Genomic DNA, 23,426 nt, shown 5'->3' on the forward strand with positions numbered 1-23,426 from the left:
CCATGGCGGCGCGCTTCACGACCTATGCCGAGTTCTGGCCGCATTACCTGCGGGAGCACGCGAGCCCGGTGACGCGGGGCGTGCATGTCGCGGGCACGGTGCTCGGCGTCGCGCTCTTCCTCGGCGGCATCCTGTTCGGCAGCTGGTGGACCGTGCTGGCGGGGGTGGTGAGCGGCTATCTGTTCGCCTGGGGCAGCCACATGCTGGTGGAGCGGAACCGCCCGGCGACCTTCAGCCATCCGCTCTGGTCGCTTGGTTCCGATCTTCGCATGGCCTGGCTGTTCCTGAGAGGACGGCTGGACCGGGAGCTGCGCCGGGCCGGGGTATCCTGAGCCGCTACCAGGGCAGATCCTTGCCGTCATAGTTGACGTAGGCGACGCCGCCGGCGCCCGCGCGCTTCTCCAGCATGTCGGTAACGCGGGGGATGCTCTGCTCGATGGAGAGCGCCGCTTCATCGCCGCCCATCTCTGTGCGAACCCAGCCGGGGGCGGTGGCGATATAGGTCCGGCCCTCCGCCGCGCGGCGCGCGGCGATGCTCTTCAGGCCGGTGTTCAGCGCGGCCTTGCTCATCCGGTAGGCCTCCCAGCCGCCAGTGCCGTTGCCGGCCACGCTGCCGAGGCCGGAGGACATGACCGCCACCGTTCCCTCGCGCGGGACGAGGTGGACCAAGCGGTCGATCAGGCGGAGCGGCGCAAGCGCGTTGGTGAGCATCAGCCGGGCGAAGACGTCCGGCTGCACCTCGCCGATGGGACGCTTGTCGTCGGCGATGCCGGCATTGACGAAGAGCACGTCCAGGCTGCGGTCCTTCAGGGCGCGCCCGAAGGCGTCCACCCCGGCCCAGTCCGTCACGTCGAGGGTGTGGACCTCCAGCTTGCCAGGTGGTGCGTCGCGCAGCGCGGCGGGGTCGCGCACGGTCGCGATCACGTGCCAGCCGCGCGAGAGGTGTTCCTCCGCCAGGGCGCGGCCGAGGCCGCGGGAGGCGCCCACGATCAGGATGGTCTTCATGCGTCTTCCTCCAGGAATTCGATGGCGGCGCGGTTGAAGGGGCCGGGCTGCTCCACGGTGAAGGCGTGGCCGCCGGTCTCGGTTATCCAGAGGCGGGCTTTCGGCAGGCCCTCGGCAAGGACCTGCGAGGCGGTCCAGGGCACGAGGAGGTCATCGCGCGAGGCGGTGACAAGGGTGGGCGCGTCGATGCGCGCGAGGTCGGCGCGGGCGTCGAAGGCGCGGAGTGCCGCGATCCGGCGGCGGAGGTTTTCGGCGCCCTGGAAATGCGCGGTGCCGTGCGCGATCTCCGCGTCGACGCGGGTGAAGTTCGCTGCCATGTAGGGCGCGGTGTGCAGGAAGAGGGGCTGGGCCGCGACATAGGCCGCGGGCCCTTGCGCCGCGAGGATGCCGAGGCGGATGTCGAAACAGCGCTCCGAGTGCGGCTCCACCTTCGCCCAGGCGTTGACGAGCACCAGGCGGTCCAACCGTGCCGGGTGGCGGCGGGCAAGTTCGAGGCCGACAAGGCCGCCCAGCGCGTGGCCTATGAAGTGGGCGCGCGCGATGCCGGCCTTGTCGAGCACCGCCGCCGCGTCGTCGGCCATGTGGCCGATGGTATAGCCGTCCGGCAGACCCGCCGCGTTGCGGCCGGTGCCGCGTTGGTCGAAAGCGACGACCTGGAAGTGTTCCTCGAGCGCAGCGCGCTGCGGGGTCCAGAAGGCGGCGGCCCCGCCGAGGCCGGCCGAGAGGACGACAGCCGGAGCGCCGGGCTTGCCGGTAACCTCGTATCTCATCGGCCGATATGGGCGACGGTCGCGATTTCCACCAGCGCCTCGGGCTTCACCAGGCCGCACTGGATGCAGTAGCGGGCGGGCTTGTCGCCTGGGAAGTACTCGGCATAGACGGCGTTCACGGCGGCGTAGTTCGCCCAGTCGGTGACGAAGATGTGGTTCATCGTCACGTCGGACATGGTGCCGCCAGCGGCCTCGATGACGGACTTGATGAGTTCCAGCACGTGCCGGGTCTGGGCGGCGGCATCGCCGGGATGGACGACATTGTTCTCCTTGTCGAAGGACAGGGTGCCGGAGACGTAGAGCACGCCGTCCGCCATGGCGCCGGGCGAGAAGGGCGCGATGGGCTTGCCGGAGCCGGCGGGGATGATGGCCTTCATGGGCATGGCGGACTGCCTCTCGGGGCTCGGTCGTTGCGGGGCTTGAACGGCGGGGCGCCGGCCTTCCCAGCCTAGGGTCGGGCGCCGTAGCCTGACCAGCCGGGGTGGCGCCGCTCCCCCAAGGGAACAGCTTGCCGGAGGACGTCCTGACCGACGCCGCGCCACGACTGATCGCGCTCGACTGGGGCACCTCCTCGCTCCGCGCGTATCTTATGGGGGAGGGGGGCGCGGTCCTGGAGACGCACCGCCTGCCGCTCGGCATCATGCATGTGGAGGGGCGCGACTTCGCGGGTGCCTCCGAGCGGGCGGTTGGGGATTGGCGCCGCCGCTGGCCAGGGCTGCCGGCGCTCGCCGCGGGCATGATCGGCAGCGCCCAGGGCTGGGTGGAGGCGCCTTACGTACCCTGCCCCGCCGGCCTCGCCGAACTGGCCGGCGGGCTGATGCCGGTGCCGGGAGGGGCGCTGTCGATCATCCCGGGCGTCGTGCAGCACGGCGACGTGCCGAACGTAATGCGCGGGGAGGAGACGCAGATCCTTGGTGCCCTCCCGTCGCACGGCGATGGGCGTTTCGTGATGCCGGGCACCCATTCGAAATGGGTGGAGGTTACGGGCGGCCGGATCGAGCGCTTCGGGACGCATATGACCGGCGAGCTCTTCGCGGTGCTGCGGCGGCACTCCATCCTCGGCCGCTTCGTCGGGGAGGATGACCCGCCGTCGTCGGCCGAGGTCGCGCGGGCGGCCTTCGAGCGCGGGGTCGAGGCGCTGCGCGATGCCCCGTCGGGGCTCTCGCCGCTGCTCTTCTCCGCGCGCTCCCTCGTGCTGACGGGTGGGCTGCCGAGGGAGGCGAGCCTCGACTACCTCTCTGGCCTGCTGATCGGGGACGAGTTGCGCGCGGGGCTCCACGAAATGCGGGACAGCTTGGCCCTGGTCGGCGATCCCGCGCTCTGCGAGCGGTACCGCCAGGCGCTCGCGATCTTTGGCGTCACCGCGGTCGAACTGCTCGGTGACACGGCCGCCGCCGGGCTTTGGCGCATCGCCGAGGCGGCCGGGCTCACCGGCGCCGGGTTGGAGACGAATCCTTGATTCTGCAACGCTTCATGGACCGGCTGCCGCTGGTCGCGATCCTGCGCGGCGTGACGCCGGAGGAGGTGGTGCCGATCGGGCGCGCCCTGGTGGAGGCAGGGTTCTCGATCATCGAGGTCCCCCTGAACTCGCCGCGGCCGCTCGAGAGCATACGAGCTTTGGCGGAGGACCTCGGGCCTGAAGTGCTGGTGGGCGCGGGCACCGTCCTGGCGCCCGAGGGGGTGACGGAGGTGGCCGCGGCAGGCGGGCGGATCATCGTCATGCCGCATGGCGACCCCGCCGTGATCCGGGCGGCCAAGGCGGCCGGGCTGCTCTGCGTCCCGGGCGTCTCGACGGCGACTGAGGGTTTCGCGGCTCTCGCAGCCGGGGCGGACGCGTTGAAGCTCTTCCCGGCGGAGTTGCTGACGCCGCGCGTGCTGAAGGCGATGCTGAGCGTCTTTCCCCGCGGCACGCGCTTCCTGCCGGTGGGCGGGATCGTGCCGGAGGGGATGGGCGAGTTCGTGGCAGCGGGGGCGGCCGGATTCGGTCTTGGCTCCGCCCTCTACAAGCCGGGCGCCACCGCGGATGAGGTGGGCGAGCGGGCCCGGCGTTTTGTGGAGGCCTGGAGGGCGCTGCGGCGGCAGGGCTGATGCCCCACCTTCAGGTGAAGGCGAACTTAACGGTGGAGAGCGCCGCGATCAGCCAGACGGCACCGTGCACCTCGCCCGCCTTGCCGGCGATGACCTTGACGGCCGCGTAGACGATGAAGCCGAGGCCGATGCCCGTCGCGATGGAGAAGGTGAAGGGCATCGCCATCGCGGCGAGGATGGCCGGGATGTATTCGGTGGGATCCTCCCAGGCGAGGTCCTTCAGCGACTGGGCCATGAGGCAGGCGACGAAGATGAGCGCCGGTGCCGTCGCGAAGGCCGGGACGGAGGTCGCGAGCGGCGCGAGGAAGAGCGCGAGGAGGAAGAGCGCGCCGACGGTGAGCGCCGTCAGTCCCGTGCGCCCGCCTGCCTGGATGCCTGCCGCGCTCTCGATATAGCTGACGGTCGTCGAGGTACCGAGCACGGCGCCGAGCATGGCTCCGCCGCTGTCTGCCATCAGCGCGCGCCCGAGGCGGGGCACTGAGCCGTCCGGCCGCATGAGGCCGGCGCGGTGCGTCGTCGCGATCAGCGTGCCAGCGTTATCCAGCAGGTCCACCATGAAGAAGGTGCCGACCACCTGCAGCACACCGAGGCTGAGCGCGCCGGCGATGTCCATTTGGAGGAAGGTCGGGGCAAGGGAGGGTGGGGCGGAGAAGACGCCGTTCAACGTGGTGAGGCCGAAGGGAAGGCCGGCGAGGGCGGTCGCCACGATGCCGATGAGGATGGCACCGGGAACCCGCCGTGCGGCCAGGCCCGCGATGAGCACGAAGCCCGCCGCGCCGAGCAGCACCGGACCCGAGCGGACGGAGCCAAGCGAGACGAGGGTGGCGGGGTTCGCCACGACCAGCTTGAGGTTCTCGAGCCCGATGAGGGCGAGGAAGAAGCCGATGCCCGCGGCGATGCCGAGCTTGAGCGAGATGGGGATTCCGTTGATCAGCCATTCGCGGAAGCCGGCGATGGAGACCAGGAAGAACAGCACGCCGGAGATGAAGACGGCGCCGAGCGCGACCTGCCAGGAGATGCCCATGCCCGCCACCACGGCAAAGGCGAAATAGGCGTTCAGCCCCATTCCCGGAGCGAGGGCGATAGGCAGGTTGGCGAGGAAGGCCATCAGCGCGCAACCGATGGCCGCGGCAAGGCAGGTGGCCACGAAGGCGGCGCCTGCGTCGATCCCGGCCGTCGCCATGATCTGGGGGTTCACCACGATGATGTAGGCCATGGTGAGGAAGGTGGTGAGGCCGGCGACGGCCTCGCGGCGCGGGGTTGTGCCGCGCGCGGCCATGTCGAAGAAGCGGTCCACTCGTGGAAACTCCAATCTGCAGCGGCCTCTTGGTGCTACGGTGCCGCCTCTCGCGCGGCAAGGCCAGCAAGCGACGTGCCGGCTTCCTGTCCGAGGAACGGCCGTACGCCCGCGGCCTGGGCGCGCCGAGCCGTCGCGGACACAGCGCGGGCGGAACGGCTCCTATTGCGGGGAGACAGGCCGCGTGGTCCTGACCTAGGCTCCGGCCCGACCCGGCGGGCACGGTGCCGGAGCGTTTCGGGGAACCAGGAAGCATGGCGCCACCAGCGGAAGGCAAGGGCGTGCCGACCTCATTGCGGCCCCACCCCGAGGATTACGGCTACGATATCGATCTCGCGCTCTCGGCGGTGGTCGGGCTGCGCGCGCGCATCCCCGACGATGCCTTCACGGCGGCCACCCTGGGGACGGAGCGGGTAGGCAACGCGGTGCTCATCCGCGAGGACGGGCTGCTTGCGACGATTGGCTATCTCATCACAGAGGCGCAGGAGGTGTGGCTGACCACGGCCGAGGGGCAGGCGGTGCCCGGCCATGTGATCGGCTACGACCAGGTGACGGGCTTCGGGCTGGTCCAGGCGCTCGGCAAGATCGGGGTTCCGCCGCTGCCCCTGGGCGCTTCGGGCGAGGTGCCGGTCGGGGCGGATATCGTCTTCGCCGGCGCGGGCGGCCGCCCGGGCGCGCTGGCGGGGCGGGTGGTGGCTAAGCAGGAATTCGCCGGCTACTGGGAATACCTCCTCGACGAGGCGCTGTTCACGGCGCCCGCCCATCCGCACTGGAGCGGCGGGGCGGTGATCGGGCCGGATGGCGCGCTGATCGGCATCGGATCGCTCCAGCTCGGCCACGATGCCGGGGACGGGCGGGTGCGGATCCTTAACATGAGCGTTCCGATCGACCTGCTGAAGCCGATCATGGGGGAGATGCTGACGCTGGGGCGGCCCGATCGCCCGCCGCGGCCCTGGTTGGGCATATCCGTCAGCGCGGACGAGGGGCAGGTGGTCATCCTCTCCACCGCCGCTCGCGGGCCGGCGGCGCGGGCCGGATTGCGGCGGGGCGACGCAGTGCTGGCCGTGGCCAAGGAACCGGTGGCCGACCTGCCGCGCTTCTTCCGCAGCATCTGGGCGCTCGGCGAGGCCGGGGTGGACGTGCCGCTCGTCGTCGAGCGGGAGGGCGACCGCTTCGAGGTCACCGTAGCCTCCGGGGACCGGCAGCGATTCCTGAAGGCGGCGCCGCTGCACTAGCGTTGCGCGGCCGGCCCGCTCCTCCGCCGGACGCTCGCGTGGGTGCGCTGGCGGCGCGCGGTAAGTCTGCTATGTCAACCTCATCGATGAGCGGAGGAAATGCCATGGCCGACCCCAACCTGCCTCCTGATGCGCTGGAGGCCGATCCCGGCACGGCACGGCCCGCGCGCAAGACCGCGGCCGAGCTTCGGTCTGCCCGCTGGTTCGGTCCGGCCGACCTCCGCTCCTTTGGGCACCGCTCGCGCGCCATGCAGATGGGCTACAGCCCCGAGGAATGGACGGGCAAGCCGGTTATTGCGATCGTTAACACCTGGTCTGACCTCAACCCCTGCCACGTGCACTTCAAGCAGCGCGTGGACGACGTGAAGCGCGGCATTCTCATGGCCGGCGGCTTCCCGGTGGAACTGCCGGCGATCTCGGTGTCGGAAAGCTATGTGAAGCCGACCACGATGATGTACCGCAACTTCCTCGCGATGGAGACGGAGGAGCTGCTGCGCAGCCACCCCGTGGACGGCGCGGTGCTGATGGGCGGCTGCGACAAGACGACGCCCGGGCTGCTGCTCGGAGCCACCAGCATGAACATTCCCGCGATCTTCCTGCCGGCCGGGCCGATGCTGCGCGGCAACTGGCAGGGCAAGGTGCTGGGCTCGGGCTCCGACAGCTGGAAGTACTGGGACGAGCTGCGCGCGGGGAAGATCACGGACCAGGACTGGCTGGGCGTCGAGGGCGGGATCGCGCGCTCCTACGGCACCTGCATGACCATGGGCACGGCGAGCACGATGACGGCGATCGCCGAGGCCGTGGGCATGGTGCTGCCCGGCGGCTCCTCGGTGCCGGCCGCCGATGCCGGGCATATCCGCCTGGCGAGCGAGAGCGGGCGGCGGATTGTCGAGATGGTGTGGGAGGACCTGACGCCGTCGCGCATCCAGACGAAGGCATCCTTTGAGAACGCCATTGCGGTTGCGATGGCGATGGGCTGCTCGACCAACGCCATCATCCACCTCATCGCGATGGCGCGCCGCGCCGGGCAGGAGATCGGGCTCGAGGACTTCGAGCGCTTTTCCCGTCGCGTGCCGGTGATCGGCAACGTGCGGCCGTCGGGCAACGCCTACCTGATGGAGGACTTCTTCTATGCCGGTGGCATCCGCGGGCTGATGGGGCGCATCCGGGAGCACCTCGACCTCTCCTGCGTCACTGTTTCCGGCAAGACGATCGGCGAGAACATCGAGGGCGCGCGCGTCTACAACGACGACGTGATCCGCACGACGGAGAACCCGATCTACGGCGAGGGCTCGCTCGCGGTGCTTAAGGGCAACCTCGCGCCCGACGGCTGCGTCATCAAGCCGGCGGCGATGGACCAGCGCTTCCTCAAGCACTCCGGCCCCGCGGTAGTCTTCGACGACTACCCCTCCATGAAGAAGGCGGTGGACGACGAGAGCTATCCTTTCACGCCGGACACGGTGATGGTGCTGCGCAACGCGGGGCCCCAGGGCGGACCGGGGATGCCGGAATGGGGCATGCTGCCCATGCCGAAGAAGCTGCTGAAGGAGGGGCACCGCGACATGCTGCGGATGTCCGACGCGCGGATGTCCGGCACCTCCTACGGCGCCTGCGTGCTGCACGTCGCGCCCGAATCCTACATCGGCGGTCCGCTGGCCCTGTTGCGGACGGGCGACATCGTGACGCTCGACGTGGACGCGCGGACGATCAGCATGGAGGTTTCCAACGAGGAGCTGGCGCGCCGCCGCGCCGAGTGGAAGGAGCCCGAGCCCCGCTTCGAGCGTGGCTACGGCTACATGTTCAGCAAGCACATCCAGCAGGCGAACGAGGGCTGCGACTTCGACTTCCTGCGCACCGAATTCGGCGCCCCCGTGCCCGAACCCGTCATCTACTGAGAGAACCGAGCATGGCCCTTTCCGACGAGACGCGCGCGAGGCTGAAGACCGTCAGCACCGCAACCGTCGCCACCATCCTGTTCAAGCGCGGCTTGCGCAGCCAGTTCATCCAGGACGTGCAGCCACTTCGCGTCCGCACCGAGAGCATGGTCGGAGAGGCCTTCACGCTGCGCTACATTCCCGCGCGCGAGGACCTGAACGGCATCGAAGTGTTCAAGGACCCCAGCCACCCGCAGCGCAAGGGCGTCGAGACCTGCCCGCCCGGCGCTGTCATGGTGATGGACAGCCGCAAGGACGCGCGCGCCGCCTCGGCGGGCTCGATCCTTATCACCCGGCTGATGGTTCGCGGTGTTGCCGGCGTGGTGACGGATGGCGGCTTTCGCGACGCGGCCGAGATCGCGCAGCTCGACATACCGACCTATCACCACCGCCCCTCGGCACCGACAAACCTGACGCTGAACCACGCGATCGACATCAACGTGCCGATCGGCTGCGGCGATGCGCCTGTCTTCCCGGGGGATGTAATCCTCGGCGACGGCGACGGGGTGATCGTCATTCCCGCGGAGATCGCGGACGAGGTCGCGGCCGAGGCGGTGGAGATGACCGCCTACGAGGATTTCGCGACCGAGCGGGTGCGGGCCGGGCAGGGGCTGCCGGGCCTCTATCCTGCAACCGACCCGAAGAACCTCGAGGCCTTCGCCGCCTGGCGGAAAGAAAAGGGGCGCTGAGGAGCGGCGCCGGTCCTTAGACCGGCGCCTCCGCAGGCTGCTCGATGGCGCGCAGCACGGCGGCCGCGGCTTCGTCCCAGACCACCGGGCGGAAGTCGCGGGCGACGCGGGCCTGCCAGTTGCGCAGGCCCTCGGGATCCTCCACCACCTCGCGCACCACGCGATAGGCCTCGGTTGTGTTCTCGGGGTCGAAATAGCGAGCTAGCGCGCCGCCGGCTTCGGGCAGGGAGGTGGTGTTGGAGATGATGCAGGGCTTACCGAAGGAGAGGCTCTCCGTCACCGGCAGGCCCCATCCTTCGTAGAAGGAGGGAAAGAGGGTGAACTGCGCGCCCTGGTAGAGGGTGGTCAGTTCCCCGTCCGTCGGGTCCTGGAACAGCACGAGTTTGCCGTCGAGGTAGTCGGCGTTCTTCAGTTGCTGCATCAGGTCCTGAACCATCCAGCCGACGCGCCCAGCGAAGACGAGGGTGGGCACTTGCTCGCGCGGCATCTCCTCCAGCATGCGCCGCCAGACGCGGAAGAGGAGGAGGTGGTTCTTGCGGGCCTCGATGGTCGAGACGATGAGGGCGTAGCTGCCGGCTTCGGGGTACTCGCGGCCGGGCAGGCGCGCTGCCGGAGCCGGATGGCCGAAACCGGTGCCCATGGGGATGGCAACGGGCCGGGCCAGCAGCTTCCAGCCGTTCTGGCTGGCGTAGAGGGCAATGTCGTCCGCGCTGGCCTGGGAGATGGCCATGACCACGTCCGCGTGCGGCAGGGTGGAGCCGAGCCAGCCGCTGAACAGGTCGACCAGGGAGTGGTCGCAGAACTCGGGGCGACGGAGCGGGATGATGTCGTAGAGGAGGACGCCGAAGCGGATGCCCTTCTCCCGCTTCGCGGAGGCGACCAGCTCGGCGTAGCGTTGATGGAACCAGGGCGAACCCAGCACGAGAAGGATGTCGCCCGGCTGCGCATCGCGGAAATCGTCGGGCGCTTCGGCGGCCGCGTCCTGCGGGCCGCTCTCGGCGGGCGCGGCCGGCTTCTGCTGGAGGAGCACGGGCTCACGGCGCTGCAGCATTGCCTCCCAGGCAATCTGTCCGGCCTGCACAGCCTGCCGCAGGGCGCCGATCTGCAACAGGACGGCATTGCCGAGCACCGGGCGCACCCGTTCCGGCACCCGCCGGGCGCACCAGCTCAGCAGGCGGCGGCGCAGGCGTCGGGGTGGCGGCGGGACGATCGATTCGGGGATCGAGGCGGACTGCGTCCCGGTCGCGAGCATCGCCCCCTCCGCCGCCTCCTCGGCCGAGGCAGTGCTGGAGAGGCCGGCGAAGAGGCTTTCCACGGCCGACCAGGGAACCGCGCGGAAGCCAGTGCCGCCGGCCGTGTGGCGGAGGAAGCGCACCGGCCCCTCTCCGGCGGCCTTCACCAGGCAGCGGCAGATCTCGAACTCGACGCGCTGGATGCCGCTCGGACGCGGGTTCGCCCGCGCGTAGTCGAACAGATCCTCAACATCGATCCAAATGGTCTGCATCGGCTGGTCGCTCCGGCCTGGGGCAGCGGCACGCGCATCCTGGGGGACGGCAGGTCTCCGCAAATCACGTTTTCAACGCCGGCTGGTCGCTGATATCGGCGCGGGAAGCAAGGCTTGTGGGCGCATTTTCATGTATCCGGCAGGCTGAGCAACGGACGGAGCGCCGCCGCGCCCAGGAGCGGGACGGATGCTGCCGGCGCGGCAACGAGGGTGGCGCGCCGCGCGTTGGAGGCGTCCGGGAGGGTGCTGGGGCCGCTCCCGGCAAGCCCGGGCGCAGCCGCCCTTCCCGAGCACGCAACCATCCGCCAGCACCCGAGTTTGGCGCTGAAGGTGCACCCTAGAATGCCAGCCAGACCTGATCCTCGCGTCGCCCCGGCCACGCTGCCGGTGCTTGCCCGCGAGCAGTCCGCCCTGGCGCTGCCGGTTGCCGCCGGTGCGCTCGCCGGCCCTTCGCCACGACCACGCGCGGTGTCGGCGGAACCGAGGCGGCGCGCCTGGGCAGGTCGGGAATGAGTGAGGGCGAGACTAGCGGCCGATCCGGCCTCGAGGGGGGGCGAACGGAGCCCGAAGACCCTGATCGGAGCCTCCGCTTCCGCCTCCGGCAGCAGGAAATCCTCGCGGAGCTGGGTGCCTATGCTCTCAGCAGTGCGGATCTGGGCGCATTGCTGCAGGAAGCGACGCGGCTGGTCGCGCTCGGCCTGTGCACGCCCTTCGCCAAGGTGATGGAGTACCGCCCCGAGGAGGATCAGCTCCTTGTTCGGGCTGGCGTTGGCTGGCGGGAAGGGATCGTTGGCCAGTACAGGACAGGCGCGGACCTCGCCTCGCCCACCGGATATGCGTTCAGGACCGGGGAGCCGATCATCTCCGGCCACCTCTCCGCCGATGGGCGCTTCCGCACCCCCGCGATGCTCACCGAGCACGGCATCCGCCGGGCCATGAATGTCGTGATCCGCACGGATGGCGAGCCCTGGGGCGTCGTGGAGGCCGACAGCCCGAACCTGGACGACTTCGCGCAAGACGACCTCGCCTTCGTAAAGGCGGTCGCGAACCTGCTGGGTCTGGCGGTCGGGCGGCTTCGCACCGAGGCTTCGCTGGGCAATTCCCTAGCCCGCACGAGCGAGATCCTGGAGAGCATCAGCGACGCCTTCTACGCCGTGGACCACGATTGGCGCTTCACCTACGTCAACCGCCGGGCCGAGGAGCTGTGGGGACGGAAGCGGGACGAGCTGATCGGCAAGGTCTGCTGGGAGGAGTTCCCGCAGGCCGTCGGAAGCGAGGCCCATGCCGCGCATCTGCGCGCCGCGCGCGAGCGGCGCGTGGTTCAGATCGAGACGCTGTCCCCCGTCGTTCACCACTGGCTGGATGTGAGCATCTATCCGAGCGAGCGCGGGCTCTCCGTCTATTTCCGTGATGTCTCCGGCCGCAGGGCGGCCGAGCAGGCAGTGCGGGAGAGTGAGGCGCGTTTCCGGGCCCTGGTGGACGCCTCGGCGGCGGCGGTCTGGACCACCGACGCCCAGGGCATGGCGCGCGAGGACTCGCCGAGCTGGCGCATGCTCACCGGGCAGTCGCGCGAGGATCTGCTGGGCGGCCGCTGGCTCGACGCCCTCCACCCGCAGGACCGTGCCAGGGTGGCGGCGGCCTGGGCGGATGCCGTGGACAAGGGTTCGTCGCTGGAGACGGAGTTGCGGTTGCGCCATGCCTCCGGCGAGTGGCGGCTGACCTCTGTCCGGGCGGTTCCGGTCCGAAATCCGGACGGAAGCCTCCGAGAATGGGTCGGTATGAACATCGACATCACGGAGCAGCGCCGGGCGGAGGAGGCCCGGCGAGCGAGCGACGAGCGGCACCGCCTCGCCGTCCGCGCCACCAACGACGCGGTATGGGACTGGGATCTGCAAGCCGGCCGGGTCGAGTGGAACGAGGCGCTCGGGAATGCCTTCGGCCATCAGCTGGCGGGTGGCGTGTCGAGCGGTGACTGGTGGCTGCAGCACATTCATCCGGAGGATCGCGAACGGATCCGCTGCTCGATCCATGAGGTGATCGACGGGGCGGCGAGCCGGTGGTCCGACGAGTACCGGTTCCTGCGCGCCGATGGTTCCTACGCGGACGTCCTTGACCGCGGCTTCATGGTCCGGGGGCCGGGTGGCGAGCCGCTGCGGATAATCGGGGCCATGCTCGACGTCACGGAGCGGCAGCGTTCCGAAAGGGAGCTGCGGCAGATCAACGAGCACCTGGAGGCCGAGGTCGCGCGCCGGACAGAGCAGCTGCACCAGCATGAGGAGGCGCTGCGCCAGTCGCAGAAGCTTGAGGCCGTGGGGCAGCTGACCGGCGGCGTCGCACACGACTTCAACAACCTGCTGACGATCATCCGCTCCTCGGCAGACCTACTTCGCCGTCCCAACCTCTCGGCGGAGCGGCAGCAACGGTATGTCGAGGCAATCTCGGACACGGCCAACCGCGCGGCCAAGCTTACCGGCCAGCTCCTCGCCTTCGCACGGCGCCAGCCTCTCAAGCCAGAGGTGTTCCTCGTGGGGGAGCGGGTGCAGGCGGTGACCGATCTCATCCGCCCGCTGGTGGGCGCACGCATCGCCATCGAGACGAGCATCGAGTGTGAGGGCTGCGCCGTGGAGGCCGACCCGAACCAGTTCGAGACGGCTCTGGTGAACCTCGCGGTGAACGCGCGCGACGCAATGGAGGACGGCGGGCGCATCGCGCTCCGTACCTGGCTTGCCTCCGAGCTGCCCCCGACGCGCGGCCATGCGGGAACGCGGGGCGAGTTCGTGGCGGCCTCCGTGTCCGACGGGGGCACCGGTATCGAGCCGGAACTGCTCGGGCGGATCTTCGAGCCGTTCTTCACGACGAAGGAGGTGGGGAAGGGGACCGGGCTCGGACTTTCGCAGGTCTATGGCTTCGCGAAGCAATCCGGCGGCGAGTTGCTGGTCGAGAGCGAGGTGGGCCGCGGCACGACCTTCACGCTCTACCTGCCGCGGGTGGCGGCAAGACCGGATCGCGAAAGAAGGAATCAGGCCACCGAGACCGGCAGGCCGGAGGCTGGTCGCCGGAACGTGCTGTTGGTCGAGGACAACACGCAGGTCGGGGAGTTCGCCCGCCAGTTGCTGGACGACCTTGGTTATGCCGCCACCTGGGCGCCGAATGCGCAGGCTGCGCTCGGCATTCTGGAGAGGGATGCCGACTGCTTCGACACGGTTTTCTCGGACGTGGTCATGCCGGGCATGAACGGGGTCGAGCTCGGCCATGAGATCCGCCGCCGCTGGCCCAACCTGCGTGTCGTGCTGACCAGCGGCTACAGCCACGTGCTCGCAAAAGGCGGGGCGCGCGACTTCCACCTGCTGAACAAGCCTTATTCCGTCGAGGGTTTGTCGAAGGCGCTGCGCTCGGGTCAGTGAGGTGCGGGTGGCCAGCCGTCGAGCCAGGCGACGACTTGCCGGCGGATGTCATCCTCGCTCAGCCGCTTCTGCGGTAGTCCCAGCAGGCGGTGGCAGATGGGACCAAAACAGAGCTCACCGTGAAGGGCCCAGGCGAGCTCGACCGCCACCGGTCCAGGGCGCGCCGCGCCATCCAGCGGCCTCCGTTCCAGCGCCGCCGCGACCGGCTGGATGACGCGCGCGCGAATGGAGGCCATGTAGTGCTGGCTGGCCCTCTGGTTGCCCAAGCCCGAGAAGGCGAAGATCCGCAGCCAGGGGCCGTCCTCCAGAGCGTCGAGATAGGCGGCGTAAAAGCGCGTCAGCCGTTCCTCCAGCGGCAGGTCGGCATCGCCGAGGAGCGCGTCCCAGACACCCTGCCACCGGGTGGCGTAGAACTCCTCGTAGACGCGCTCGATGAGTGCCTCCTTCGTCGCGAAGTAGCGGTAGAGAAGGGGGTGCGTGACGCCGAGATGTTGCGCGAGGTCGCGGAGCTGCGCGTCGAGGCCGTGTTCGGCGAAATAGGCGATAGCGCCAGCGACAATCCTGCGCTCGCGCTCCTCAGGCGGCAGCCGCTGCGCGCGCGGCGGGACGCGGTTGCCGCTCAAGCTTCGGCCTCGGTCAGCGCGCGGGCACCGCGGCAGAAGCCGGCGATCGCGGCGGCCAGCGCCGCGTCCTGGCTGCGGGGCGTGGCACCGCGCCAGATCGCGCCGCGCGCGCCGAGATAGAAGACGCGGCCATGCAGAGCCCAGGCACGTTGCTCGGCGACGTCGCGGGGGAGGGGGCGATCGGCGCATGTGGCCTGGATGGCGTCGGCGATCGGGCGGATGATCCGGTCGTGCAGGAGGCTACTTAGCCCGGATGGTGCGGCCGCGCCGGAAAGGCCGGTCATCACCGCGATCCTCATCCATTCCGGAGAGAGCAGCAGCGTTCCGGCCTCGCGGTAGAAGCGCAGGAGGCGTTCCTCCAGGGAAGGGGCGGGGTCACGCAGGATCTCCGTCCATTCCTCGCGCCAGCGGCGCTCGAACATTTCGGCGCAGACGGTCGCGATAAGCTCCTCCTTTCCCGGGAAATGCCGGTAGAGCACCGAGTGCGATATCCCGATCGACTGAGCGAGCTGGCGCGTCTGTCCGGAGAAGCCCTCCTCCGCGAAAAAGCCGATGGCAGCATCGACGATCATCCGCTCGCGCTCGGCGGCGGCGATGCGGGGCCGGCGCGGTTCGGCCGGGGGCGTGGCGGCTCTGGGCCCTGGCATCGGCGTCCCTCTCGAAGCGGAGGGGCGTTATAGCCTCGCCGCCGAGGTGTGGGATGCATCCTGGATCGCCTGCCAGACCCGCTGCGGGGTGGCGGGCATCGAGATGTCGCGGACGCCGGCCTCGTGCAGCGCATCGAGCAGTGCGTTCACAACGGCCGGCGGAAGCCCGACCGAGCCGACCTCCGCACAGCCCTTCGCCTTCAGCGGGTTGTGCTCGCAGGGCGTGCCGTGTGTCAGCACCGTAAAGGCGGGAAGGTCGTGCGCGCGGGGCATGGCGTAGTCCTGGAAGCTGGCGGTCAGCATCTGCCCGGCCTCGTCGAAGCAGCAGCCCTCCAGCAGCGCCTGACCGGCTCCCTGGGCCAAGCCGCCATGGACTTGCCCATGCACGATCATCGGATTGATGATGGCGCCGAGGTCGTCCACCGCCACTACCTTTTCCAGTGCCACCTCGCCTGTTTCCGGGTCGACCTCCACCTCGCAGACATGGCAGCCGCCGGGATAGGTCCAGTTCTTCGGATCGTAGAAGGCGGTCTCGTCCAGACCGGGCTCGACCTCGTCGATGGGGTAGTCGTGGGGTGTGTAGGCCGCGCGGGCGACTTCAGCGAAGGTCATCGCACGGTCCGTGCCGTCCACGCGGAAGAGGCCTGGCTCGAAGACGATGTCCTCGGCCGAGGCCTCAAGTCGGTGTGCCGCGATTCGCCGGCCCTTCGCGACGATCTTGTCCATCGCCTTGATGATGGCGGAGCCACCGACCACGAGCGACCGCGAGGCGGCCGTGCCGCGACCGAAGGGAACCTGATCCGTATCGCCCTGCACAAGCCGCACGCGCTCGAAGGGCACCCCAAGACGATCCGCCACAATCTGGGCAAAGGTTGTCTCGTGGCCCTGGCCGTGACTGTGCGCGCCGCTGAAGACCGTGACAGCGCCACTCGGATGCACGCGGACCTGTGCCGATTCCGAGCGCGCGCCACGCCCGCCAAGCTGCCCCACCACGCGGGACGGTGTGCCGCCCGCGATTTCCACATAGGTGGAGATGCCGAAGCCGCGCAGGCGGCCGCGGCGACGCGCCTCCTCCTTGCGGGCGGGGAAGCCGTCCAGGTCCGCCGCCTCTAATGCGAGGCGAAGCGTCGATTCATGGTCGCCGGAATCGTATTCGAGGCCGAGCGGCGTGGCGTAGGGGAACTGGTCCGCCCCGATGAAGTTCCGCCGCCGGAGCGCCACGCGGTCGATGCCCGTGACCTTCGCGGCCTCGTCCACCAGCCGCTCCAGCACGTAGCTTGCCTCCGGCCGGCCGGCACCGCGATAGGCGTCCACGCTGACGGTGTTGGTGAAGGTGAGCTTCACGTTGCACCAGATCGCGGGCGTCCGGTACACGCCCGCGAGCAGCGGGGCGTAGTAGTAGGTGGGAATGGCCGTCGCACCACCCGTGAGATAGGCGCCGACATTCGCGAGCGTCACGACGCGGAGCCCGATGAAAGTGCCCTCGGCATCGAGCGCCAGCTCGGCCTCCGTACGATGGTCGCGGCCTTGCACGTCCGTCAGGAAGGATTCCGTGCGGTCGCCCACCCAGCGGATCGGGCGGCCCAGGCGGCGGGCGGCCCAGGTGAGGGTTGTCTCTTCGGGATAGAGGAAGATCTTGGTCCCGAACCCGCCGCCAACATCGGGCGAGACGACGCGCAGGTCGGTCTCGGGGATGTTCAGCACGCTTCCGCAGAGCGTGCCGCGGACGGTGTGCGGGTTCTGACTGGTGGTCCAGAGTGTGGTGGTGCCCATGGCTGTGTCATGGGTCGCCAGCGCCGCTCGCGGCTCCATTGGCGCCGGGACAAGCCGGTTGTTCGTAAGGGAGAGTCGAACACGGTGAGTGGCGCGGGCGAAGGCGGTCTCCACGGCCACAAGGTCGCCGATCTCCCAGTCGCAGCAGAGGTTGCCTGGTAGGTGATCCCACACGCGCGGAGCCTCCGCCGCGAGGGCGGTGCCGAGATCGGCGGCTGCCTCCAGCACCTCGTAATCCGCCTCGATCGCCTCCGCCGCGTCGCGCGCCGCGGCCTGGGTCTCGGCGATCACGACGGCCAGAGGCTCGCCGACATGCCGCACCTTGTCCACGACCAGTGGGTAGTGCGGCGGCTCTGCGTTCGGGCGGCCGGCGCGGTCCCGCACCACCCAGCCAGAGGGCAGGCTGCCCACGCCAGAGGCGCGCAGATCGGCGCCGGTGAAGATTGCGACAACTCCTGGCATCGCCCGCGCTGCTTCCGTCCGCAGGCCATGGATCCTCGCATGGGCGTGCGGCGAGCGCAGGAAGGCTGCGTGCAGCTGGCCCGGCACCGCCATGTCTCCGACATAACGACCCTGGCCACGCAGGAGGCGTTGGTCCTCGCGGCGACGGACGGAATGGCCGATCCCGGTTTCGGTACGGGCGAGGGGTTGCTCGGGCATGGGGATGGCTCGTGATGTTTTCAGGCGGCCAGGTGGCAAGCGGCGGCGTGGCCGGGGGCAAGTTCGCGCGGGGCGGGCGGTTCGACGCGGCAGCGCTCCACGGCCATGGGGCAGCGCGGGTGGAAGCGGCAGCCCTGCGGAGGATCTAACGGGCTAGGCGGTTCGCCACGCAGCGCCTGCCGTTCCGCGCGGCCGCCGCCTCTTCCGGGAAGGGCCGAGAAGAGGGCGCGCGTGTAGGGATGGCGCGGCCGTTCCAGCAGCGAGGCCTTCGGCCCGATCTCCACGATCTTCCCAAGATACATGACCGCGATCCGGTCGGATAGGTAGCCGACCACGGCGAGGTCGTGGGAGATAAAGAGGTAGGAGAGGCCGAACTCCTGCTGCAGCGAGCGCAGCAGGTTGACGATCTGCGCCTGGATGGAGACGTCGAGAGCCGAAACGGCCTCGTCGCAGATCACTAGCCGTGGTCGCAGCGCGATGGCGCGCGCAATGCTGATGCGCTGGCGCTGCCCGCCGCTGAACTCATGGGGATAGCGGTCAAGGTCGGCGGCGCGGAGGCCGACGCGCTCGAGCAGGGCGGCCGCCATGCTCCTGCGTTCGCCACGCCGGCCGACGGCATGCACGCGCAACGGGTCCTGCAGGATGGTGCCGATGCTATCGCGCGGATTGAGGGAGCCGAAGGGGTCCTGAAAGACCATCTGCATCTCGCGCCGGTGCGGGCGGAGCGCGCGGCGGCCGAGCCCTACCAACTCAGCGCCCTGGAAGCGGATGGAGCCCTCCTCTGCCGCGTCCAGCCCGTTCAGGGTACGACCAAGGGTAGACTTGCCGCAGCCGGATTCACCGACAAGACCGAGGACCTCGCCGGGCGCAATGTCGAGGTCTACGCCGTCCACCGCGTGCACCCTGCCGGCAGCAGTGCGGTGATACTTGCGGAGCCCGCGCACCGTGAGTAGCTGTTCCGTGCCGCTCATTCAGCAGCCCTCTCGCGGCTGGCGACGAGGCAGGCGACCTGCCTGCCCGGGCCGATCGGATCGAGAGCAGGGATCACCTCCTGGCAGGCCGGCTCGGCCAGGGCGCAGCGCGGGGCGAAGGCGCAGCCGGGTGGCCGGGCGAGGGGAGGGGGCACGACACCGGGGATCTCGACGAGCGGTTGCGCGGCGTCCTGCCAGGGATCGGGGCGGCAGGCGAGGAGGGCGCGGGTATAGGGGTGGGCAGGATCGGAAAGCACCTCCTCCGCTGGCCCTTCCTCCACCTTCCGTCCGGCATAGATGACGGCGACGCGCTGTGCATGATCCGCCACGAGGCCGAGGTCGTGCGTGATGAGCACGACGCCCATGCCCAGTTCCGCCTTCAGCCGATCGATGAGATCGAGCACCTGCGCCTGCACCGTCACGTCGAGCGCTGTGGTGGGCTCGTCCGCCAGCAGCAGGGCCGGGCGGCAGGCGAGGGCCATGGCGATCACAATGCGCTGCCGCATGCCTCCCGAGAGCTGGTGCGGGTACTCGTCCACGCGCCGCTCCGGCGCGGGAATGCCGACCAGGCGTAAAAGGTCGAGCGTCCGTGCGCGGGCCTGCGCGCGTGTCACGCCCTTCTCGTGCAGCAGGATTGCCTCGGCGACCTGCGCGCCGACCGGCATGAGTGGGTTCAGGCTGGTTGAGGGTTCCTGAAAAACCATCGCCATCTCGCGGCCGCGGATGTCGCGCATGGCCGCCTCTTCCATCGGCAGGATGTCGCGCCCGCCGAGCAGGATACGCCCGGCCGCGACCCGCCCCGGCGGCTGGACGAGGCGGATGATGGAATAGGCGAAGGCGCTCTTGCCCGAGCCGGACTCGCCGACCACAGCCACCGTCTCGCCTGCATGGACGGACAGATCCATGTCACTGACGGCGGTGACCATGCCTCCCGGCGTCTCAAAGACCGTGCGAAGGCCTTCCACCTGCAGCACGGGCGCTTCGGTGGCCTCTCTCATGCGGCACCGGCGGCTCGAGGATTCAGTGCCTCGTTCAGCCCATCCCCCACGAGGTTGATCGAGAGGACGGTGAGGAGGATGGCGATGCCGGGAATGCCGGACATCCACCAGGCCGTGCGGATGGCCGAGCGCCCGGCGCCGATCATCAGGCCCCAACTCATGACATTCGGATCGCCGAGCCCGAGGAAGGAGAGGCCGGATTCGAACAGGATGGCTGTAGCCACCATGACGGATGCCGCGACGAGGATCGCGGGTAAGGCGTTCGGCAGGACCTGACGAACCAGGACGCCCGCGTCACCCATGCCGATCGCGATGGCGGATTGCACGTAGTCACGGCTGCGCAGGCCTGCCACTTCCGCGCGCACCAGCCGCGCGAGCGGCGCCCAGGAGACAACGACGATGGCGATGAGCAGCGCCTCGAGCGAGGGTTCCATGATGGCGACGAGCACGATGGCGAAGAGAAAGGAGGGAATGGTCTGGAACAGCTCGGTGAGGCGCATGAGCAGCGCGTCCACCTTGCCGCCGAGATACCCGGCCGCGCCACCCACTAGCACGCCGATGGCCGTCACCACGAGTGCGGCCAGCGCGCCGATCAGGAGTGAGACGCGCGCCCCGTGCACGATGCCTGAGGCGAGGTCGCGGCCGAGCGTATCCGTGCCGAGGAGGAACTCGCCGCTGAAGGGCGGAAGATAGGGGCGGCCGACGATCTCGAAGGGATCCTCGGGATAGAGAATGTCAGCCGAGGCGGCGAGGGCGATGACGGCGAGCAGCAAGAGCGCGCCGGCGACGGCGGCCGGCTGGCGCAGGAAACGGCGGAGCGCCGGAGGCATCCGCATCAGGCCAGCGCCACGCGAGGGTCGATGATGGAGTGCACGAGGTCCACCAGCAGGTTTGCCAGGATGACGACCACCGAGCTGAGGGTAAGAATGCCCATGAGCAGGTTCAGGTCGCGCGAGAAGAGCGCCTCGAAGGCAAGCTGCCCTAGGCCGGGCCAGCCGAAGACCGATTCGACGACGACTGAGCCGCCCAGTGCGCCACCGATTTGCACGCCGGCCATGGTGACGATCGGTAGCACCGCGTTGCGCAGCACGTGGCGCAGCACGAGGCGGCGCGGCGGAACCCCCTTCGCCCGTGCGGTGACGACGTAGTTCATGCGCAGGTTCTCCAGCACGGAGGCGCGCATCAGCCGGGTATAGAGCGCCATGTAGAAGAGAGAGAGCGTGACCGAGGGGAGCACGAGGTGGTGCAGCACATCCAGGGCGTAGGCAATGCCGCCGCCCGGCCCCCCGGCCGTGGTCATGCCGCTGGTCGGCACCCATCCGAGCTGGATGGCGAAGACGACGATGAACATCAGGCCAAGCCAGAAGATCGGCGAGGCATAGGCGAGCACCGTCGCGAGAAGGATCAGCGCCGCCTCGATCCGGTTCCGCCGGAGCGCGGCGACCAGCCCGAGCAGCGTGCCTAGACCGACGGAGATGAGGACGGAGGCGCCCATCAGCAGGAGGGTGGCCGACATCCGACCCAGGATCAGCGAAAGATTCGATTCCTGGTAGCGGAAGGAGTAGCCGAGATCGAGCGTCAGGACGTTCCGGACGTAGGTGAGGTATTGCAGCGCGAGCGGCCGGTCGAGGCCGAACTGCGCGCGCAGCTGGGCCATGTATTCGGGCGTGGCGGCGCCGGCTTCCCCGGCCATGACGCTGGCTGGGTCACCGGGGGCGAGGCGGAGAAGGAAGAAGTTGACGGTGATGATCACCAGGATCGTCGGCAGGGCTTGAAGCGCCCGCCGGCCAAGGAAACGCCACCGGCTGCCGGCTGCGCGCGTTCCGGCCATGCCCGCCTCAGCCCTCCAGCCGTGTTTCGTACAACCCACCGCGCACGCCGAGGCCGGTGGTAATGAGGTTCTTCACGCGCTTGTTCTGCAGCGCGACGAGATCCATTTCCATGATCCAGATAATCGGACTGTCCTCCACCAGCTTCCGCTGGATGGCGTGGAACAGCCCGGCGCGCTTTGCTGGGTCCGTCTCCACGGCCGCTTGCGCCCAGAGCCGGTCGTTCTCGGGATCGCTGTACTGGGCGACGTTGTTGAAGGGGATGCCCTGGCGGATGTTGCTCGTCACGTATTGGCGCTGCACGCCGAGGGTGGGATCGCCCATGCCGACATACCAGCCGGAGGTCATGTCGAAGTCGTAGTCGGTGTAGACGCGGCGGACGTAGGTGGCCTGGTCCACCGTGCGAAGGTTCAGGCGAACGCCGATGCGGTTATAGGCTTGGCGCATGTACTCGCCCATGCGGCGGTAGTCGTCGCCGTAGGGGCCGACATCCTGGGTCAGCTCGAAGCGGATGCCGCCCGCGCCGCGCTTGTACCCGGCCTCGTCCAGCAGGGCGTTGGCGCGCGCCACGCGGTCGGGCACGTCGAAGCGCAGCACCTGATCGGTATACAGGCCGGAGCCTGAGTAGACCGATGAAATCGGTCCGACCGCGGGCTTGCCGAAGCCGTACCAGATGTTGTCCGCGATGAACTTGCGGTCGATGGCGTAGGCGAGGGCCTGCCGCACGCGCTTGTCGTCAAGCGGCTTCTTCTTCGTGTTCAACTCCAGCAACATCATCGGCGCCAGCGCCTCGTAGCCACCCTGCGCGATCTCGATGCTCGGCAGCCCGGCCAGGCGGCGCATCTCGGCGGGCGTGATGGTGCCAAAGAAGGCGACGTCCACCTCGCCGCTCTCCAACGCCGCGGCGCGCGTCGCAGGGTCGTTGATGAAGCGGAAGATGAGGCGGTCGAGATAGGGCCGGCCGGGGCGCCAGTAGTTCGGGTTCTTCTCGAGCACGATGGAGGCGCCGCGGTTCCATTCCGCGAACTTGAAGGGCCCGGTTCCGATAGGTCGGTTGTTTGCCGCGTTGTTGCGGATATCCGAACCCTCGTAGAGGTGCTTCGCAACGATAGGGGATTCGAGGCTCGACAGCCCCTTCATCATCGGCGGGTAGGGATGGGCAAGCCGCAGGATGGCGGTGTGCTCGTCCGGTGTGTCCACCGCCTCAAGCGGGCCGAGATTGCCGGGGCCGCGCGGGTGGAACTTCTTCACGACCTCGAGCAGCGAGAAGGCGACGTCGGCGCTGGTGAAGGGCTTGCCGTCGTGCCAGGTGACGCCGCGGCGCAGCCGGAAGGTGACGGACTTGCCGTCGCCCGAGGTTTCCCAGGACTCGGCAAGCGAGGGCTGGGGCTGCATCTGCATGTCATATTCGAGCAGGCCGTCATAGATCTTGGTCGCCACCTCCGCGACGGAGGGCGCGGAGTTGATGGCGTTGGTGAGGACGGTCGGCTCCGGGGTCGTCACCACGACGAGGGTATTGCCGCGCGAGCCCTGCGCGCGAGACGCCGCGGGAAAGGCCAGACCTCCCGCTCCGATGCCTAGAAGGGGGAGCGAGCCCAACAACTGACGACGAAGCATGTCTGCCCTCCAGGGAGATGACGCACTCCAGCGCGTGGCGACCTCTGCTCGGGAGGCGTGTCGGCTGCCGGCTGTCACGTGACTATTTACCGCTTGGTCACAAAGCGCAAGGAGCGAATTCCATGAGGCGGGCGCTCAGCTGGCCGCTTTGAAGCTGGCGCTTTCGGTGTCAGTTTGGATCGAGCGCGGCGGCCGTTTCCTGGCTAGCCCGGACAAATCGCGAAGAGGGAAACGATGAGCCAGCATTCGGCAGGCAGGCGGCGTGCGATCGGATTGGGGGCCGCGGCCGTCGGGCTCACGCAGTTGCCGGTCGCGCCGGCCCAGGCCCAGGGGACAGCCCGGCCGACGGAGAGGGCAGTCTATACGCCGCGCTTTGTCACCT

At 69.3% G+C, this 23,426-nt stretch carries 20 protein-coding genes; 7 read left to right on the forward strand and 13 right to left on the reverse strand.

The genetic code is table 11. The annotated features are described in order from the left end of the window. Window positions 1-2: 2 nt before the first annotated feature. Window positions 3-332, forward strand: a complete 330-nt coding sequence (locus D9599_RS19220) for a DUF962 domain-containing protein (RefSeq protein ID WP_198382900.1) — start codon at window positions 3-5, stop codon at window positions 330-332. A 4-nt stretch (window positions 333-336) separates the two neighbouring features. On the opposite strand, the gene D9599_RS19225 is transcribed toward D9599_RS19220, so the two are convergent. Genes D9599_RS19225 through rutC form a run of 3 tightly spaced genes read right to left on the reverse strand, consistent with a single transcriptional unit; the run spans window position 337 to window position 2,158 of the window. After that, window positions 337-1,005, reverse strand: a complete 669-nt coding sequence (locus D9599_RS19225; protein ID WP_198382901.1) for an SDR family NAD(P)-dependent oxidoreductase — start codon at window positions 1,003-1,005, stop codon at window positions 337-339. After that, the gene (rutD, locus tag D9599_RS19230) at window positions 1,002-1,775 is read right to left on the reverse strand and encodes a pyrimidine utilization protein D (protein ID WP_198382902.1); all 774 of its coding nucleotides are present in this window, start codon (window positions 1,773-1,775) and stop codon (window positions 1,002-1,004) included. The genes D9599_RS19225 and rutD overlap by 4 nt, the downstream gene beginning before the upstream one ends. Further along, window positions 1,772-2,158 carry a pyrimidine utilization protein C gene (gene rutC / locus D9599_RS19235; RefSeq protein WP_198382903.1) on the reverse strand — a complete coding sequence of 129 codons (387 nt, stop codon included), beginning with the start codon at window positions 2,156-2,158 and terminating at the stop codon, window positions 1,772-1,774. Before rutC ends, rutD begins: the two co-directional genes overlap by 4 nt. Before the next feature lie 125 nt (window positions 2,159-2,283). Between rutC and D9599_RS19240 the strand changes: the two genes are divergently transcribed. Further along, window positions 2,284-3,234, forward strand: a complete 951-nt coding sequence (locus tag D9599_RS19240; RefSeq protein ID WP_232480686.1) for a 2-dehydro-3-deoxygalactonokinase — start codon at window positions 2,284-2,286, stop codon at window positions 3,232-3,234. Window positions 3,235-3,248: 14 nt separating this feature from the next. Further along, window positions 3,249-3,863 (forward strand): 2-dehydro-3-deoxy-6-phosphogalactonate aldolase, encoded by a 615-nt coding sequence (locus D9599_RS19245; RefSeq protein ID WP_198382924.1) that lies wholly within the window; start codon window positions 3,249-3,251, stop codon window positions 3,861-3,863. A gap of 10 nt (window positions 3,864-3,873) precedes the next feature. Here D9599_RS19245 and D9599_RS19250 read toward each other — a convergent pair whose 3' ends face one another. Beyond that, window positions 3,874-5,160 (reverse strand): NCS2 family permease, encoded by a 1,287-nt coding sequence (locus D9599_RS19250; RefSeq protein ID WP_309228665.1) that lies wholly within the window; start codon window positions 5,158-5,160, stop codon window positions 3,874-3,876. 254 nt (window positions 5,161-5,414) lie between these two features. On the opposite strand from D9599_RS19250, the gene D9599_RS19255 reads away from it, so the two are divergent. The 3 genes from D9599_RS19255 to D9599_RS19265 all read left to right on the forward strand — a co-directional run bounded on the left by D9599_RS19255 (window position 5,415) and on the right by D9599_RS19265 (window position 9,018). Next, a complete protein-coding gene (locus D9599_RS19255; RefSeq protein WP_198382904.1) occupies window positions 5,415-6,395 on the forward strand; it encodes a S1C family serine protease in 981 nt (326 codons plus the stop codon). Between the two features lie 104 nt (window positions 6,396-6,499). Continuing rightward, a complete protein-coding gene (araD, locus tag D9599_RS19260) occupies window positions 6,500-8,290 on the forward strand; it encodes an L-arabinonate dehydratase (protein ID WP_198382905.1) in 1,791 nt (596 codons plus the stop codon). An 11-nt stretch (window positions 8,291-8,301) separates the two neighbouring features. Then, window positions 8,302-9,018: a ribonuclease activity regulator RraA gene (locus D9599_RS19265; protein WP_198382906.1), complete on the forward strand. Its 717-nt coding sequence runs from the start codon at window positions 8,302-8,304 to the stop codon at window positions 9,016-9,018. Between the two features lie 16 nt (window positions 9,019-9,034). On the opposite strand, the gene D9599_RS19270 is transcribed toward D9599_RS19265, so the two are convergent. Next, complete coding sequence (locus tag D9599_RS19270; protein WP_198382907.1) at window positions 9,035-10,522, reverse strand: glycosyltransferase family 1 protein; 1,488 nt, start codon at window positions 10,520-10,522, stop codon at window positions 9,035-9,037. A 509-nt stretch (window positions 10,523-11,031) separates the two neighbouring features. Here D9599_RS19270 and D9599_RS19275 point away from each other — a divergent pair. Next, window positions 11,032-13,926: a PAS domain S-box protein gene (locus D9599_RS19275; RefSeq protein ID WP_198382908.1), complete on the forward strand. Its 2,895-nt coding sequence runs from the start codon at window positions 11,032-11,034 to the stop codon at window positions 13,924-13,926. Here D9599_RS19275 and D9599_RS19280 read toward each other — a convergent pair. The 8 genes from D9599_RS19280 to D9599_RS19315 are packed head-to-tail and all read right to left on the reverse strand — an operon-like array spanning window position 13,920 to window position 23,044. Beyond that, a complete protein-coding gene (locus D9599_RS19280) occupies window positions 13,920-14,549 on the reverse strand; it encodes a TetR/AcrR family transcriptional regulator (protein ID WP_198382909.1) in 630 nt (209 codons plus the stop codon). The two genes, D9599_RS19275 and D9599_RS19280, sit on opposite strands and share 7 nt — an antisense overlap. Beyond that, on the reverse strand, window positions 14,546-15,196 hold the full coding sequence (locus D9599_RS19285; RefSeq protein ID WP_198382910.1) for a TetR/AcrR family transcriptional regulator: 651 nt from the start codon (window positions 15,194-15,196) through the stop codon (window positions 14,546-14,548). Before D9599_RS19285 ends, D9599_RS19280 begins: the two co-directional genes overlap by 4 nt. A 27-nt stretch (window positions 15,197-15,223) precedes the next feature. After that, a complete protein-coding gene (locus D9599_RS19290; RefSeq protein ID WP_198382911.1) occupies window positions 15,224-17,629 on the reverse strand; it encodes a xanthine dehydrogenase family protein molybdopterin-binding subunit in 2,406 nt (801 codons plus the stop codon). 20 nt (window positions 17,630-17,649) lie between these two features. Further along, on the reverse strand, window positions 17,650-18,600 hold the full coding sequence (locus D9599_RS19295) for an ABC transporter ATP-binding protein (protein WP_198382912.1): 951 nt from the start codon (window positions 18,598-18,600) through the stop codon (window positions 17,650-17,652). Beyond that, complete coding sequence (locus D9599_RS19300) at window positions 18,597-19,598, reverse strand: ABC transporter ATP-binding protein (protein ID WP_198382913.1); 1,002 nt, start codon at window positions 19,596-19,598, stop codon at window positions 18,597-18,599. Before D9599_RS19300 ends, D9599_RS19295 begins: the two co-directional genes overlap by 4 nt. Then, window positions 19,595-20,434: an ABC transporter permease gene (locus tag D9599_RS19305; protein WP_232480688.1), complete on the reverse strand. Its 840-nt coding sequence runs from the start codon at window positions 20,432-20,434 to the stop codon at window positions 19,595-19,597. The genes D9599_RS19300 and D9599_RS19305 overlap by 4 nt, the downstream gene beginning before the upstream one ends. Further along, the gene (locus D9599_RS19310; RefSeq protein ID WP_198382914.1) at window positions 20,434-21,429 is read right to left on the reverse strand and encodes an ABC transporter permease; all 996 of its coding nucleotides are present in this window, start codon (window positions 21,427-21,429) and stop codon (window positions 20,434-20,436) included. Before D9599_RS19310 ends, D9599_RS19305 begins: the two co-directional genes overlap by 1 nt. Before the next feature lie 7 nt (window positions 21,430-21,436). Next, window positions 21,437-23,044, reverse strand: coding sequence for an ABC transporter substrate-binding protein (locus D9599_RS19315; protein ID WP_198382915.1), 1,608 nt, complete (start codon window positions 23,042-23,044; stop codon window positions 21,437-21,439). Between the last annotated feature and the right edge of the window lie 382 nt (window positions 23,045-23,426).

Source organism: Roseomonas sp. KE2513, from assembly GCF_016107305.1.
In the GTDB taxonomy this organism is placed as follows: domain Bacteria; phylum Pseudomonadota; class Alphaproteobacteria; order Acetobacterales; family Acetobacteraceae; genus Roseomonas.